Below are 15,448 nucleotides of genomic sequence, written 5' to 3'. Positions count from 1 at the left end.
ACTTAAGGATTAAATACATGCAGTATAAGCTTGAAATATGCGCCAATTCTATTGAATCGGCCCTGGTTGCTCAACGGGGAGGTGCCGATCGTATTGAACTTTGCGATAATATGGCAGAAGGGGGAACAACTCCATCTGCCGGAATGATCAAGACTTGCAAAAAGGTATTACATATTCCAGTCTTTCCTATTATCCGGCCCCGGGGAGGTGGATTCGTATATACACATGAAGAGTTTGAGGTGATGAAAGCAGATATCCAGATATGTAAAGATCTGGGTTGCGAAGGAGTGGTATTAGGTATTTTAAACACAGACGGAGGTATTGATAAAGAGAAATGTGCAGAACTTATTTCTTTAGCCAGACCAATGGAAGTAACCTTCCATCGTGCTTTTGATTGTGCTCTACATCTTGAACAGAGTTTGGAAGATATCATAGCCTTGGGTTGTGAGCGCGTGCTTACATCCGGGGGGGCTGAAGTTGCTGATCAATCGCTGCCTATGATTGCCAGACTGGTAAGACAAGCAGATTCACGCATCATTGTAATGCCGGGTTCGGGAATTACTGAAGAAAATTTAATATTGGTACTGAAAGAGAGCGGTGCTACTGAGTTTCATAGTACTGCAAAATCATTGCACCTGTTTCTATCTCATCCTGATCACACCAAGATTATCGAACTTAACTATTATCAAACTAATTTTTTAAGGGTTTCGAAGATGAAAAAAATATTATTGGAGTAAAAACTAGACAAATGAGAAAGTATTTTGCAAAAGAATGAACAACTTTTATAAATATTTAATAAGTTCTTGATTTTATGTAAAATTTAAGTTAAGTTTAACTTAAATATGATCACTACTTCGAAGAACCAACAATTAAGGCTTGATATACTGCGAAAGGTATACTACAAAGATTGTGTCTCTTTAACTGAATTAAGCAAACTCACCTCTAAAAGTCTGCCTGTAATAACCAGTGCAGTAAACGAAATAATTACTGAAGGTTATTTAATCGAGCATGGACTAGCTCCATCAACTGGAGGACGCCGACCAGCTATGTTTCTTTTCAATAAAGAGAAACCACGCTATGTTGTATCTGTAGCAATGGATCAACTCGTTAGTCGCATTGCCATTTATGACCTATCCAAACAATGTATCTATCCGATTCAAAACATAAAACTCAATCCATTTGAGGATAAGGAAGGGCTTACCAAGTTGATTTCTTTCATTGATAGTCATATATCTAAATCCGGATTAAACCGAGATCACATATTAGGAATAGGCGTTGGAATGCCCGGTTTTGTAAATTCAGATAAAGGAATCAACGAATCTTTCTTTTTCACAGAAAGGATCAGTTTACGTGATTATTTGAGTTCTCAAATCAAGTTACCTGTATACATAGATAATGATTCTTGTTTAATCGCTCAAGCAGAGCTCCGCTTTGGTGCTGGAATAGGGATTAAGGAACTTATGGTAGTAAATATAGGCTGGGGTACTGGCTTAGGTATGATTGTGAACGGCCAGATATTTAAAGGGCACAGTGGTTATGCCGGAGAATTTAGCCATATCCCACTTTCTCAAAGTAATAATTTATGTTCTTGTGGTAAACGCGGGTGCCTGGAGGTTGAAACTTCAGTCCTAACTATGGTTTCAAAAGCCAAAGCTGCAATCCATGATGGAGCAGAGTCTATTATGTCGGAATTATTTCAAGATCCAGACGACCTCCCGGGCGATGGATTTTTGAAAGCAGCAGGCAAAGGCGATCCGCTTGCCTTATCTATACTGGCAGAATCTGCATTTCAATTAGGGAAAGGCCTATCCACATTGATCCATATCATGAACCCGGAGCGCATTGTATTAAGTGGAAGGGGTGCAGTGGTTGGAAAGATGTTTTTGCCAGCAATTCAGCAAGCTATTTATGAGTTTTCGATTCCTAAAATAGCTGAACAAACGACTTTAGTCGTATCTGATTTAGGCAATGAAGCGGAGCTCATAGGGGCTGCAAGTTTGGTTATAGATAATAGTATGTTTGAATAATATAGGTGTTTAGGTTAGATATATTAAATATTGGGATATGAAATTTGCTAATGACGAACTCTTATTATGGGAATTGAAAAGTGGAAACTGCGCCGCTTTTGATCAGATTTATTCCTCTTATAGCAAAATGCTATACATCTATCTTGAAAACAGGCTGAAAGATCCTGGCCTCTGCAGCGATATCATTCAGGACGTCTTTATCTCGTTATGGGAAAAAAGAGAATATCTTTTTATAGAAACCTCTCTAAAAGCCTACCTGTATCAGTCTGTTAAATTTAAAATAATAGATCAATACAGGAAAAATTCTATCTACCAAAGATATATGACCGATTTAGGCACTTATATGGATGTTAATTGTACAAATGCCGCTGATAATATAGACCACAAAAACCGTCTTACTGCAGTTATGGGTGCAATAGATGTGTTACCTAACCGGATGAAAGAAATATTTAAACTGAGTCGTTTTGAACATCTTCCTGTTAAATCGATTGCTGAAAAACTTTCTCTTTCTCCACAAACTGTGAAAAATCAGTTAACTAAGGCGCTGCATGTATTAAGAGAACAGCATGCCGAGGTTCATTAATTAATAGGCAATTAGAGCTTTTTATTCTGTATGGTTTAGGAAAAATCCTACTGTATATTAGAAGATTTGGAAAGAATTACATCAAAAAATATACCTCTCAAATATCCTGGTTAGCTTATTATATATCTATCTCAGCGTCTTAATTTTCCCTTATCTGGCTATTAATTATTACGCACTTCACATCCACCTAAATCGCACCTGCTCCGCAAGGGAAGTGAATTAGTTGGAGGTAAGGTCTGAAATAAATCCTTTTTGTTTTATAGCTACACTACTCTTTGTGCGGTTTGAATATCAGGACAAGTATTATTTTTTTATGCATTCTATGATTTACTGCTTAATAAATTGCATTTGGTATTGGAATCTAAGTGAAAATGTGGATAAAGTGGGTTTTAAACCCCTTTTGAGTTAACCAAACGAATTAATAAGAATATTTTTCAAATAAGTAGTACTATTTTAATGGTTGAGCGACATCCTAACAAAGAAATTACATTGGACATTAATAAAATTCAACATCTGCTAAAAAAGTATCAGGAAAATAGCTGTTCCGAGGATGAATACTTACTAGTTGATAGATGGCTGGATAAAAACGTTAACGAGGAGCAGACTCAAAATGATGAGCAAAGTATGGAAACTAATTTAAGTGACATAAAAAGAAATATTGACCGCCAAATAAAGGTAAAACGTTTTATTGGATATCGCTTTCTGCGTATTGCGGCCGTATTTCTTATTTGTGCTTCTATAATTGGGTTTTTCATCTTTACGGGTAATAAAAATGCTGAATTCAGAGCAAAAGTTAAGCAGATCCATATTGAATCCGTTGGAGGATGGATTAAAATTAGTACACCTAAAGGTTTGACTCATGAATTCGATTTACCCGATGGTAGTCATGTTGTTTTAAATGCATCAAGTAAAATTCGTTATCCAGCCCGTTTTTTAAGATTAAAGCGACCTGTCTATCTGGATGAGGGGGAAGCCTACTTTTCTGTGTTTAAAGATAAAAAGAAACCTTTCACTGTGTATACATCAAACTGTTCCACCACTGCTCTTGGTACAGCCTTTAATGTGCGAAGTTATAAAAATGAAAATGTGGTATCCGTAGCATTGGTGCATGGAAAAGTTCGGGTAGATGATTTGAAAGTACTGGGAAATCAACCTAAATCAAGGTTTCTTAAACCCAATCAACAGATCATTCTCCATACAAAATCTAACCAGGTGGAACGTAAAGTTTTCCAAAATACCTCAGCAATAACAGGCTGGAGTAAAGGTCTTATGGCTTTTGATAATGCAAGCGTAGAAGAGGTGGTAACCACTATTGAAAATAGATTTGATGTAACCATTAATAGCAATTTAAAAAACGATCAATGGAAATATACAGGAACATTTAAGGATGAAAATCTTCAGGAAATTATGGAAACGATATGCCTCACCGAAGGAGTAAAATTTAAAATGCTATCTAAAAACTCAATACAAATTAATTAACAATTCAACGTATGAAAATCTATTTACTTAAAAAACGATGTGGTTCCAGGCTCTTGCTGATGCTTTCGCTCTGGTTATTCACCTTTGCTGCATTCAGCAGTGATAAATCACTTCAGCGGATTGATTCAGCAAAAGTGAGTATGAATGTGGTTAATTCTCCAATAGAAAATGTACTGGCGTCATTAGGAACTAAGACAGGTTTGACTGTCCATTATGACCGCTCAAGTATTAATACGAATAGCAGGATCTCGGTTAATATGGAGAATGCACCTGTAAATTCTTTACTTAACGAAATTTCTGGACAGACTGGGTTGAAGTTCGCTGTCATAAAAAACAAGCTTGTAGTAGAAAGCCGCTCTGCCCAAACATCAATATCAGGTGTGGTAAGGGATTCAAAAGGGGTACCGATTCCAGGAGTTAGTTTACTGGTAAAGGGTACTCAAAAGGGGTTACAAACAAATGGAAATGGTGGTTTTACTATAACAGCCACTTCAGGAGATGTGCTTGTGTTTTCATTTATTGGGTACCAGCGTAAAGAAGTCGTCGTGGGAAGTCAAACGACCATCAATGTGGTGTTACAAGAAGATGCTACTGCTTTAACAGAAGTTGTTGTGACTTCTTTAGGTATTAAAAGGCAGGCAAAATCCTTGGGATACGCAGTAAGTACCGTATCCTCTAAAGAACTGACACAGGCAGGAAACACCAATTTTGCGTCAGCGATGTATGGAAAGGCAGCTGGTGTTAAAATTACCACTGCGCCAGGTGGAGCGAGTGGAGCTGTAAACGTGCAAATTCGTGGTGTCAATTCCTTGAATTATAATATGCAGCCACTATATGTTGTGGATGGGATTATGATTAGGAATGACAATCAGAATGGCGCAGCCGGAGCTAACAATAACGATTATTGGGGTGATCAAAGGATCAGAGGAAATGGTATTCTGGATGTTAATCCTGCAGATATAGAATCATTGACTGTTTTGAAAGGCGCAAGTGCAACTGCATTATATGGATCGGAAGCAGCCAGTGGTGTAATCGTGATTACGACTAAAAAGGGATCGAAAGAGCGGGGACTAGGCGTAGATCTTAATTATGTAGGAACAGTTGAACAAGTTGCGTTTCTGCCAAAATACCAAAACATTTATGGACCGGGGTATGACAAAGCAACAAATGTTGCAGTAGGAGCTACTGCTGAAGGATGGATTCCTGATACGGATCCTTCATCTCCAACAGGTTTTAGACCCTCATTTCGTTCCTATGCTAATTTTGGTCCCAAAATGGAAGGCCAACAAGTGAGATGGTGGGATGGAACTATCCGTTCTTATTCGCCACAACCGGATAATAACAAAGGAATTTACGAAACAGGTTATAGTTCAAATCTAAATATGGCTTTGTCGAATCAAACCGAAAAAGTGAACTATAGGTTTTCTGCAACTCGGCTTGATTATAAGAGCATTCAGCCTGGAAGTAAACAACAGAAAAATACTTTTAACTTAAATAGTACAGTCAAGCTGAATAGTAAAGTAACAACTGATATTGTTGTGAACTACATTAATACGCTTACTCATAATCGTCCTTACCAGTTAGGACAAGTATTAGGATCCTTCGATGGTTTTTATAGTAGAGCAGAAGATATGTCTATATTGAAAGATAAGTATCAGACATCTGAGGGATATAAATATGTTACACTTGCAAATGCAGTACGTAATCAGGATGAAGCTTTTAAATTTAATATCAGGCCAACAAACTTAATGGATTTTTTCTGGCAACAGATGAAGAATGAGTATGATGAAACAGAAAATCGTTTATTAACGAGTGCCACATTAAACTGGGAGACTACCAAGCATTTGCGTTTTCGTGGAAGAGTGGGAAATGACTTTACTGGCATAAGAAGCGAGAATAAGCAATATAATGAGTATCCTACGGCTTTTAATTCTACTACCAGTAGTACTGGGTCGTATGGTGTTACTCAAGGGCAATATGCTATACTTTACGGAGATGCATTGTTGACATATTCCAATAAACTATTTCCTGATCTTGATTTTTCAGCAAGTGGAGGTTTCCAAGCAAGAAATGAAAAGTACTATGATCAAAGCTCATCAACAAGAGATGGACTGGTAAATGAAAACTGGTTTAGCTTAAACAATTCCTATGGTGTGGCTAATACAAGTGCTGGTCGTAAGCAACTCTTGAAATATGCTTATCTCGGAATTATGAATTTGAGTTTCAAAGATTATTTATTCGTAGAAGGTACAGCACGTCAGGAATATAGTTCTACTCTTCCATCAGAAACAAACTCCTATTTTTACCCATCTGTAAATGCAGGATTTGTATTTACAGATGCCTTTCAATTACCAACAGCCCTTAGTTTTGGTAAATTAAGAGCATCTTATGGAGTAGTGGGTAATGCTCCTCCTATGTACGAATCAAATATTTTATACACACAGACCTCATTGCAAACTGTAAACGGATCCGTGCCTCAATTGACAATCGGTGGCAATTATGGAAATGCAAAACTAATGCCAGAAAAGAAGTATGAATCAGAACTGGGAATGGAACTTAAATTTTCAAACAATAGGATTGGGGTAGATTTTAGCTACTACACGAATAGGGTTAAAAATCAAATTCTGCAATTAGCAACAGCACCAAGTGTGGGTGCAAAAAGTCAAATTGTAAATGTAGGCGAAATTGGAAGTAAGGGATATGAACTTGCTCTAAATGGAACACCTATTTCAGGAGCATTTAGATGGGATACCCGTTTTAATATAGCTTTAAATACCACTAAAGTTTATTCTCTGGCAACTGGAATAGAAAAACTAACATTTTATACCGCAGAGCAGGATGCCGTTCAGGTATCTGCAGTGCCGGGAGAGAACTTGGGTAATATATATGTATATCCGAGAGCTACAGATCCAAACGGAAATTTGCTAATTAGTGATGATGGTTTGTATGTAATCGATAATACAAGATATGTCAAGGTAGGTAACATTATGCCTAAGGCTGTCGGAGGATTTTCTAACACATTTAGTTTTAAAAACTTCTCTTTGGATGTGATGGTGGACTATCGTTTAGGAGGACAAATGGTTTCCGCCCCAACGAAATATGCTACGGGAGCAGGTATGTTTGAAAATACCCTAGAATACCGCGATACTGAACATGGAGGACTTACTTATACTTCTGGCGGAGTTACTTATAACGATGGGGTGTTATTGAATGGAATAGTTCAAAGTACAGGAGCGGCTAATACGAAGATAATTGATGCTGCAACTTATTATATGAATACGTTTGACTGGGGTGGAGCTGCCTGGAATGAGAAAGGTTCAGTATATGATAACAGTTATATCAAATTAAGAGAAGCTACATTTGGCTATAGAGTACCTTCAAGAGCTTCATCAAAAATTGGTTTAAGTAACCTGAGGGTATCATTGATAGGAAGGAATTTGTTTTACATATGGAAGACCTTAGAAAACGTGGATCCTGAAGCTCCACTTGGAAATAAATGGTATTCACAGGGTATAGACGTAGGTTCTACCGCTGCTTCTCGTAGTTTTGGATTCTCAATTAATGCAAGTTTTTAATCAATCTAACGGATAGAACAATGAAAAAGTTAATATATACAGTTAGTTTATTTCTTTTACTCACTACACTCTTTAGTTCTTGTGAGAAGTCATTGGAAGAAAAATATAATAATCCAGACAAGACAGCAGGAGCTGATATTCCTGGTTTTTTCACAGCAATGTTGAACAATGACCGTGTAAGACCTTCCTACTGGAATGTACGTACATTTTTACTGATGCAACCCGCGTTGTACAGCCAAACAGCTTATTTTGGTAATTCAAATGGAGCCTATAAACAAAATGATTCCTATGTTCAACAATATTGGGAGGACTTCTATACCTCTGGGGGGAATGGTAGCGGATCTATGGCAATGTACAGAGCAATGGAGACCGCTTATGCCTCACTACCTGATGCGCAAAAAACGGATCGTGAAATATTTATGCAGGCTGCAAAAGTAGTGCTGTATGATCAGACCTCACAAATGGTAGACTTATGGGGAGATATCCCGTTTAGTGAAACAGGAAGTCTGGAAACATCAAGTACAATTATAAATGCTAGATTTGATGATCAGGTGGAGGTATATAATACCCTGCTTAGTGGTTTAGATGAAGCTGCAACCTACTTTGCTACTGCAACATCAACTGCAACATTCGCTAAGTATGATATTCTTTCGAAAGGTAATGTCAGCAAGTGGCAGAGGTATGCAAACTCAATCAGATTGAGATTGCTAATGCGAATTTCAAATGTGAATGAAACAACGGCTAGAACAGAAGTATTAAAAATGCTGTCAAATGCGTCACAATATCCACTAATAGATGGTGATAATACAGGGGACTACAATCCGGTAAATTCTGATGTTTTATTGATGCCATTAACAAACAACACGGCTTCGCTCAATTCAGCTTTAACTGAACTTCCAAGTCACTATGCTCCAGACTACATGTTAAATACTGTTATGTTAGGGTCGAACGATCCAAGAATGCCTGTTATGTTTGATAAGTTTGGTATAACAGTTGGTAGTGCTTTTATTCCAAATCCGACCTATCGTGCCATGCCAATAACTTTTACATCTGAAGAACAGGAAGCAAATTTCTCCTCTTATTCTATACTTGATTCTGCTACATTTTTAGGCAATCCGTCGTTACCAGGCATAGTAATTACAGCTTCTGAGGTAAATTTCTTAAAATCAGAAGCCTATCTAAGATGGGGATCAGATGCAGAAGCAAAAGTTGCTTATGAAAATGCAGTGAAGCAATCCATCTCGTTTTATTACTATCTGAATAATTTAAACACAACAGGCGTAAAAACGGAGACCAAGCCAGTAACAAGTGTAATTTTAGATTTTGTAACGACCTCAAATATTGCTTATTCAGGAAATTCAAGCGATAAGTTGGCGAAAATCATGACGCAAAAGTGGTTACATTTTGGCTTTTTACAATCTACACAGGCTTGGTCGGAATATAGGCGTACAGGATACCCATCGCTAACATTTCCTGCAACTGGTAAACTTGCAGGATTTACAACTTCTCCTACAAGATTACTTTATCCTAGTTCTGAAAGAACAAATAATATTGATAATTACCAAAATGTTGCGGCCAAAGATACCCGAACTGCAAAGATATTTTGGGATGTGAATTAATCAAAAATAAAGCCGCTTTACTAGCGGCTTTATTTTTATATAGAATTATGTTAGTATGTAAAAATGCATTGAGATATTGCGTTTTTACGTTTAGCAATACTTTAGATAATCGTTATGCTGAAATTATTCTTGTTATTATGTGCATTATTTGTTGGACAATCTTTATTTGCTCAGCAAGGTGTTCACCAGCAATCTACAACTTATGAATGGCCTTCGGATCCTCAGGTAAAGCAGAAGCTGGATAAGTGGCAGGATCAGAAATTCGGTATGATCATTCATTGGGGTTTATATGCTGTAGCCGGATCAATTGAATCGTGGGAACTCTGCTCAGAGGATTGGATTGAACGGGATAGCACGATTGCATATGAAGATTTTAAAAAATCATATTGGGGATTGAGTAAAAAGTTTAATCCGGTAAAGTTTAATCCGGAGCAATGGGCTCAGGCAGGAAAAGATGCAGGCATGAAGTACCTGGTTTTTACCACTAAACATCATGATGGCTTTTGTATGTTCAATACCAAAGAAACTGATTTTAATATTGCTCAAGGTCCTTTTAAAGATAATCCACGTGCAGATGTAGCCAAATATGTATTTGATGCATTCCGTAAACAGGGTTTTATGATTGGTGCTTATTTCTCTAAACCAGACTGGCATTCCCAGTATTACTGGTGGTCGAAATATGCTACACCCGACCGTAATAATAACTATGACATCAAAAAACATCCATGGCGATGGAATCAGTATAAACAATATACCTATAATCAGATTTCTGAGTTGATGCACAACTATGGATCAGTAGACATTTTATGGCTTGACGGGGGATGGGTTAGACCACTGGAAACGGTAAATGAGGAAGTTCGTTCCTGGGGTGCTGCTATTCCTGCATGGAGTCAGGATATTGATATGCCAAAGATAGCAGCAATGGCCCGTACAGCTCAACCCGGTCTGTTAATGGTAGATCGTACCGTTCATGGTCCTTATGAAAATTATCAGACGCCTGAACAGAAGATTCCTGATCATCAGCTGGATCATCCCTGGGAAAGTTGTATGACCCTTGGAAATGCGTGGGGATTTGTTCCCGGAGATACCTATAAATCGACGTCTAAAGTTGTTCATTCCCTTATAGAGATCGTAGCAAAGGGAGGAAGTCTTCTTTTAGGTTTAGGACCTAAACCTGATGGCACGATGCCCGCTGAAGCGGTAAGTCGTCTGGAAGATATTGGTAAGTGGACTTCTTTGAATGGTAAAGCCATTTATAATACACGAATCACTCCAGAGTTCCAGAATGGAAATACGTGGTTTACACAAAGTAAGGATGGGAAAACGAAGTATTCACTAGTCACAATTTCTGAAAGTGGTTCTTTCTCTGATCTGGTAAACTGGAAAGGAAATAGCCCTGCTAAAGGATCTAAAATGACGCTATTACAAACGGGTAAAACGGTTAGATGGAGTCAGAAAGGAGATTTAACTGAAGTGGTATTACCAAAAGGATTAGAAAAATCTGGAGCAAAATGTCCGGCTCTTGCATTTTCTTATATAGCAGAAAGGTAGACGCATTTTTTTTCATAACTTAATAAATTTATACAATGGTTTTACATAAACACATAGGCTTTTTGAGGCTTGGTGCGTTACTCATGTTGACAATTGGTTGCGTTTTTCAGTCGAAAGCACAAAGTGTTTTCAAGGGATATGAAAATCTTTTTACGACGCCTCTTCATTATACAACTGTATTCAGTCCTCAAGCCCCAGTTATTGATGGAAATCTCCAAGATGAAATGTGGGCAAAAGCGGTATGGTCTCCTTCATTTTTAGATATTGAAGGGTCGGGAAAAGCTATTCCTAAGATGAATACCCGCATGAAAATGATGTGGAATGATACGCATCTTTTCATAGCTGCCGAATTGGAAGAAACAGACCTATCTGCGATTTTTAAAAAACATGATCAGGTGGTATATCACGACAATGATTTTGAACTGTTTATCGATCCGGATAATAATACACATCAGTATTTTGAAATAGAGGTCAATGCGTTTAACACCATCTTTGATCTCTTTTTGTCAAAACCTTATCGGAATAATGGAGCGGCTTTGATTGGATGGGATGTAGCTGGATTACGTTCTGCGGTAAAAATGAAGGGAACATTAAACAATCCAAATGATAAGGATCAGGGATGGACTGTCGAGATGGCTATACCTTTAAAAGCACTATCAACGGGGAATGATGTTAAAGTTCCAGTTAACGGAGATTTTTGGCGGATTAATTTTTCGAGGGTGGAATGGGACATGGATGTGCGGAATGGAAAATATGTAAAAAGGCTTGATGTAAATGGTAAACCTCTTCCTGAACATAACTGGGTTTGGTCTCCTCCGGGAGTTATAAATATGCATTATCCTGAACGATGGGGTTATTTACAGTTTGCTAAGGATGCTTCTTCTTTGCCTGAATTTAGTATCCCTTATTCTGAGCTACAGCGTCAATATTTGTGGCTGATCTATTATAAACAAAAGGAGTTTTTTGGAAAGAATAAAAAGTATGCTACTAATTTATCTGTCCTTGGTTTTAAAGATTCGATAGTTCATATTGATGGAAAGTTGAATAAGCTTAAAATGGAGGTGACATCGGCTCAGTTTACTGCTACGATCAATGATCAGGAAAAGAAAGAAATAAAAATTAACGATGAGGGGTTGGTGATCTAAATAATAAACCACATGACAACGAGAAGAAGTTTTATTAAAACAGGAGTAGTTGCAGGAGTCGGTACTGCATTAGCTCCATTTGCGGCCCAAGCTATTACAACTAGTGTTACTGGTTTTGGAAATACGGATTCAAATGATAGCGATGCAAAAAATAGTCTAGATGGAAATACGGGATCTGTAATTAAAAAGCAAGAGCGGAAACATTGGGTGTGGACCAATCCTGATTTATCAGATACAGAAGCCACTTTGCAGAAAAGATATAAAAGCTATTATGAGCATGGCATAAGGGGCATTTTTTTTGAAGCAGATAGCGAGAAGCATTACCGGATGGCGAAAGCGCATAAACTGGAAGCGCATCGTTGGATGTGGACGATGAACCGGGGGGAAATATCTCTTTTAAAAGCGCATCCTGAATGGTATGCGATTAACAGAAAAGGTGAGTCTTGTGCCGATAAACCACCTTACGTGGATTATTACCGCTGGTTATGTCCCTCCAGAGAGGAAGTTAAACAATACCTGGTTGACGATGTCAAGGCTATATTAAGTAAGGATTATGTGGATGGTATACATTTAGATTATGTGCGGTTTTGCGATGTAATACTGCCCGTAAATTTGTGGGAAAACTATCATATTGAACAGATTAAGGAACTCCCGGAATATGATTATTGTTATTGCGAGGTGTGCAAAGCAAAGTTTGAAGCCTGGAGAGGACAAAGTTTGGATCAAATTAAATTTCCTGATGCTAGTTTATCATGGCGTCTTTTCAGGTATCATGCCATAACAGACATTGTAAACGAAATTGCTAAAGTAGCCTCGCAAAATAAGAAACAAATTACTGCAGCCGTGTTTCCTACACCTGAAGTAGCGAGGCGAAATGTAAGGCAGGATTGGACGAACTGGAACCTAACTGGGATTTGTCCAATGATTTATCATGGATTTTATAAAGAAAGTGTACCTTGGATTGGGGATGCTGTTGCAGAAGGTGTAAATTGGCTCCACGGAAAGTTTCCTTTATATGCTGGCCTTTACATATCCGATTTTAAAGATCATTTGGAAGTCCAGTCAGGTATGGAATATGCCCTGAAAAATGGAGCTGCCGGAATATCTTTATTTGGAAATGTAACAGACGAAATATTGGCTGCTCTTCAAAAGGCATCCTTTAATATAAAACCTGACCATGTATAATAAAAAGTATCTATTGAAGGCATGTTTAATTTTGGCATGTATCATTTCAGTGCCTTTGTATGCACAAACGCTGAGAAAACAGAAAGTAAAGCTGAACAAACCGGAGCGTTTAACGCAATATGTCGATCCTTATATTGGTACAGGCTACCACGGTCATGTTTTCCTTGGAGCGAGTGTTCCTTTTGGTGCCATCCAGCTGGGACCTGTGAATTTATCAGAAGGTTGGGACTGGTGTTCCGGTTATCATTATTCAGATTCCACGATTGTTGGGTTTTCTCATACACATTTAAGCGGAACGGGAATTGGTGATCTGGGCGATATTGCCCTGATGCCCGTCACTGGAAATGTTAAAACGGCTAAAGGTACCCTTACTGACCCAGGGAGTGGTTTTGTTTCTTTATTTTCCCATAAGGAGGAGCAGGTAAGGCCGGGTTACTATTCAGTCAGACTAAATCGCTATAATATCAAAGCAGAACTTACCGCTACCGAACGTGTTGGCTTTCATCGGTATACCTACCCTAAGTCTGGTGATGCAGGAATAATTATAGATTTAAAACAGGGAATAGGATGGGACGCTCCTGTGGAAACCTCATTGGTAAAAGTAAATAATACAACCCTTTCCGGTTATCGTTATTCTACAGGATGGGCAAGGGATCAGCGTGTTTATTTTACAATAGTGTTTTCTAAACCCTTTACTTCTTTTGCTTTATACGACAGTACGGCTTTGCAACAAGGAGCTAAAGCAACTGGTAAGAACATATATGGCTTTGTTAAATTCGCTACACGCGAGGGAGAAGAAGTTCAAGTTAAAGTAGCGGTTTCTCCTGTTAGTATAGAAAATGCAAGGGGCAATATGGAGGCTGAACTTCAGGGATGGGATTTCAATAGGGTTGCAGCTGCTGCTAATGAATCATGGAATAAAGAGCTAAGTAAAGTTCTGATCGCTGCTGATAATACAGCCCGGATGCGTACTTTTTATACTGCTCTTTATCATACGATGATTGCTCCTTCTCTTTTCAATGATCATAATGGTGATTATCTGGGTACGGATAAGAAAGTGTACAGAAATGCTCCTTTTGCCAATCTCACTACGTATTCTTTATGGGATACATACAGGGCAGCGCACCCTTTATTTACGATTCTTCAACCGGAGAAAGTGAACGATATGATCAACAGTATGCTGGCCATTTATCAACAGCAGGGCAAGTTGCCGGTATGGCATCTGATGGGTAATGAAACAAATACAATGGTTGGTAATCCGGGAATTATTGTTGTTGCGGACGCTTACTTGAAAGGGTTTAAAGGTTTTGATGCTAAGTTAGCGTTTGAAGCAATGAAGAATTCGGCTATGCTGGATGAACGGGGTTTGGCAACGTATAAAAAGTTCGGTTATATTCCTGCAGATACGATGGTTGAATCTGTGGCAAGGGGTATGGAATATGCGATTGCGGACTGGAGTATTGGGCAGGTTGCAAAGAAAATGGGACTTACAGACGACTATGCCTATTTTAATAAAAGGGGACATAACTACCTGAACTATTTTGATAAACAGACCAATTTTATGAGGGGACGGGTTTCTGATACCGAGTGGCGTACTCCATTTAATCCCTTTGAATCTGTGCATGAGAAAAACGATTATACGGAGGGTAATGCCTGGCAATATACCTGGTTGGTTCCTCAGGATCCTGAAGGTTTAATTAAGTTGCTGGGAGGTGAAGCGCGGTTTACTAAAAAGCTGGATTCACTCTTTGTGGTGGAGGGCTCCCTTGGAGAACATGCTTCCCCGGACATTAGCGGTCTGATTGGTCAGTACGCTCATGGAAATGAGCCTAGCCATCATATTACTTATTTGTTTAACTATGTTGGTCAGCCCTGGAAAACTGCTGATAAAGTAAGATTTATTTTGGATCATCTTTATACTGATAAATCAGATGGTCTTTCGGGAAATGAAGATGTTGGACAGATGTCTGCCTGGTATGTGTTTTCTGCAATGGGTTTTTATCCGGTTAATCCGGCTAATGGGATGTATGTAATTGGAAGTCCGGTTGTTAATGAGGCAACACTTCAGGTAGGCGTGGGAAAAACGTTTCAGATTATAGTAAAGAACAATTCTGCTGTGAACAAGTATATTCAAAAAATAGTGCTGAATGGTAAGGACTATACAAAATCCTACATTCGCCACCGTGATATTATTTCAGGAGGGGTCATGACCATGGAAATGGGTAGTAAACCTTCCCTGAGTTGGGGTGTGAAGCCTGTTGACCGACCTTTTTCTGAAGATTAA

The 15,448-nt window shown here is 38.4% G+C and carries 10 protein-coding genes; all 10 read left to right on the top strand.

Annotated elements, in window-relative coordinates; genetic code table 11:
• The first annotated feature begins 17 nt into the window (after positions 1-17).
• The 10 genes from BFL47_RS03000 to BFL47_RS02955 all read left to right on the top strand — a co-directional run bounded on the left by BFL47_RS03000 (position 18) and on the right by BFL47_RS02955 (position 15,448).
• Positions 18-737, top strand: coding sequence for a copper homeostasis protein CutC (locus BFL47_RS03000; RefSeq protein WP_069658309.1), 720 nt, complete (start codon positions 18-20; stop codon positions 735-737).
• Between the two features lie 105 nt (positions 738-842).
• A complete protein-coding gene (locus BFL47_RS02995; protein WP_069658308.1) occupies positions 843-2,027 on the top strand; it encodes an ROK family protein in 1,185 nt (394 codons plus the stop codon).
• Between the two features lie 37 nt (positions 2,028-2,064).
• A complete protein-coding gene (locus BFL47_RS02990; protein WP_069658307.1) occupies positions 2,065-2,610 on the top strand; it encodes an RNA polymerase sigma factor in 546 nt (181 codons plus the stop codon).
• Positions 2,611-3,099: 489 nt separating this feature from the next.
• Positions 3,100-4,089 (top strand): FecR family protein, encoded by a 990-nt coding sequence (locus BFL47_RS02985; protein ID WP_170827254.1) that lies wholly within the window; start codon positions 3,100-3,102, stop codon positions 4,087-4,089.
• A gap of 11 nt (positions 4,090-4,100) precedes the next feature.
• Positions 4,101-7,664, top strand: a complete 3,564-nt coding sequence (locus tag BFL47_RS02980; protein ID WP_245681287.1) for a SusC/RagA family TonB-linked outer membrane protein — start codon at positions 4,101-4,103, stop codon at positions 7,662-7,664.
• 20 nt (positions 7,665-7,684) lie between these two features.
• Positions 7,685-9,283: a SusD/RagB family nutrient-binding outer membrane lipoprotein gene (locus BFL47_RS02975; RefSeq protein WP_069658305.1), complete on the top strand. Its 1,599-nt coding sequence runs from the start codon at positions 7,685-7,687 to the stop codon at positions 9,281-9,283.
• A gap of 114 nt (positions 9,284-9,397) precedes the next feature.
• Complete coding sequence (locus BFL47_RS02970) at positions 9,398-10,834, top strand: alpha-L-fucosidase (protein WP_069658304.1); 1,437 nt, start codon at positions 9,398-9,400, stop codon at positions 10,832-10,834.
• 35 nt (positions 10,835-10,869) lie between these two features.
• Entirely contained in the window at positions 10,870-11,979 is a 1,110-nt protein-coding gene (locus BFL47_RS02965) for a carbohydrate-binding family 9-like protein (protein WP_211480918.1), read from the top strand.
• Between the two features lie 12 nt (positions 11,980-11,991).
• On the top strand, positions 11,992-13,164 hold the full coding sequence (locus BFL47_RS02960) for a family 10 glycosylhydrolase (RefSeq protein ID WP_083256962.1): 1,173 nt from the start codon (positions 11,992-11,994) through the stop codon (positions 13,162-13,164).
• Positions 13,157-15,448, top strand: a complete 2,292-nt coding sequence (locus BFL47_RS02955) for a GH92 family glycosyl hydrolase (protein WP_069658303.1) — start codon at positions 13,157-13,159, stop codon at positions 15,446-15,448. The genes BFL47_RS02960 and BFL47_RS02955 overlap by 8 nt, the downstream gene beginning before the upstream one ends.

This window comes from Arcticibacter eurypsychrophilus, from assembly GCF_001730525.1.
Taxonomy (GTDB): Bacteria; Bacteroidota; Bacteroidia; order Sphingobacteriales; family Sphingobacteriaceae; genus Arcticibacter; species Arcticibacter eurypsychrophilus.
This window is presented reverse-complemented; position numbering and strand designations above follow the sequence as displayed.

Coding starts and splice junctions, on each gene's coding strand:
- BFL47_RS03000 (WP_069658309.1), top strand. CDS start 18: ATGCAGTATAAGCTTGAAATATGCGCCAATTCTATTGAATCGGCCCTG.
- BFL47_RS02995 (WP_069658308.1), top strand. CDS start 843: ATGATCACTACTTCGAAGAACCAACAATTAAGGCTTGATATACTGCGA.
- BFL47_RS02990 (WP_069658307.1), top strand. CDS start 2,065: ATGAAATTTGCTAATGACGAACTCTTATTATGGGAATTGAAAAGTGGA.
- BFL47_RS02980 (WP_245681287.1), top strand. CDS start 4,101: ATGAAAATCTATTTACTTAAAAAACGATGTGGTTCCAGGCTCTTGCTG.
- BFL47_RS02975 (WP_069658305.1), top strand. CDS start 7,685: ATGAAAAAGTTAATATATACAGTTAGTTTATTTCTTTTACTCACTACA.
- BFL47_RS02970 (WP_069658304.1), top strand. CDS start 9,398: ATGCTGAAATTATTCTTGTTATTATGTGCATTATTTGTTGGACAATCT.
- BFL47_RS02965 (WP_211480918.1), top strand. CDS start 10,870: ATGGTTTTACATAAACACATAGGCTTTTTGAGGCTTGGTGCGTTACTC.
- BFL47_RS02960 (WP_083256962.1), top strand. CDS start 11,992: ATGACAACGAGAAGAAGTTTTATTAAAACAGGAGTAGTTGCAGGAGTC.
- BFL47_RS02955 (WP_069658303.1), top strand. CDS start 13,157: ATGTATAATAAAAAGTATCTATTGAAGGCATGTTTAATTTTGGCATGT.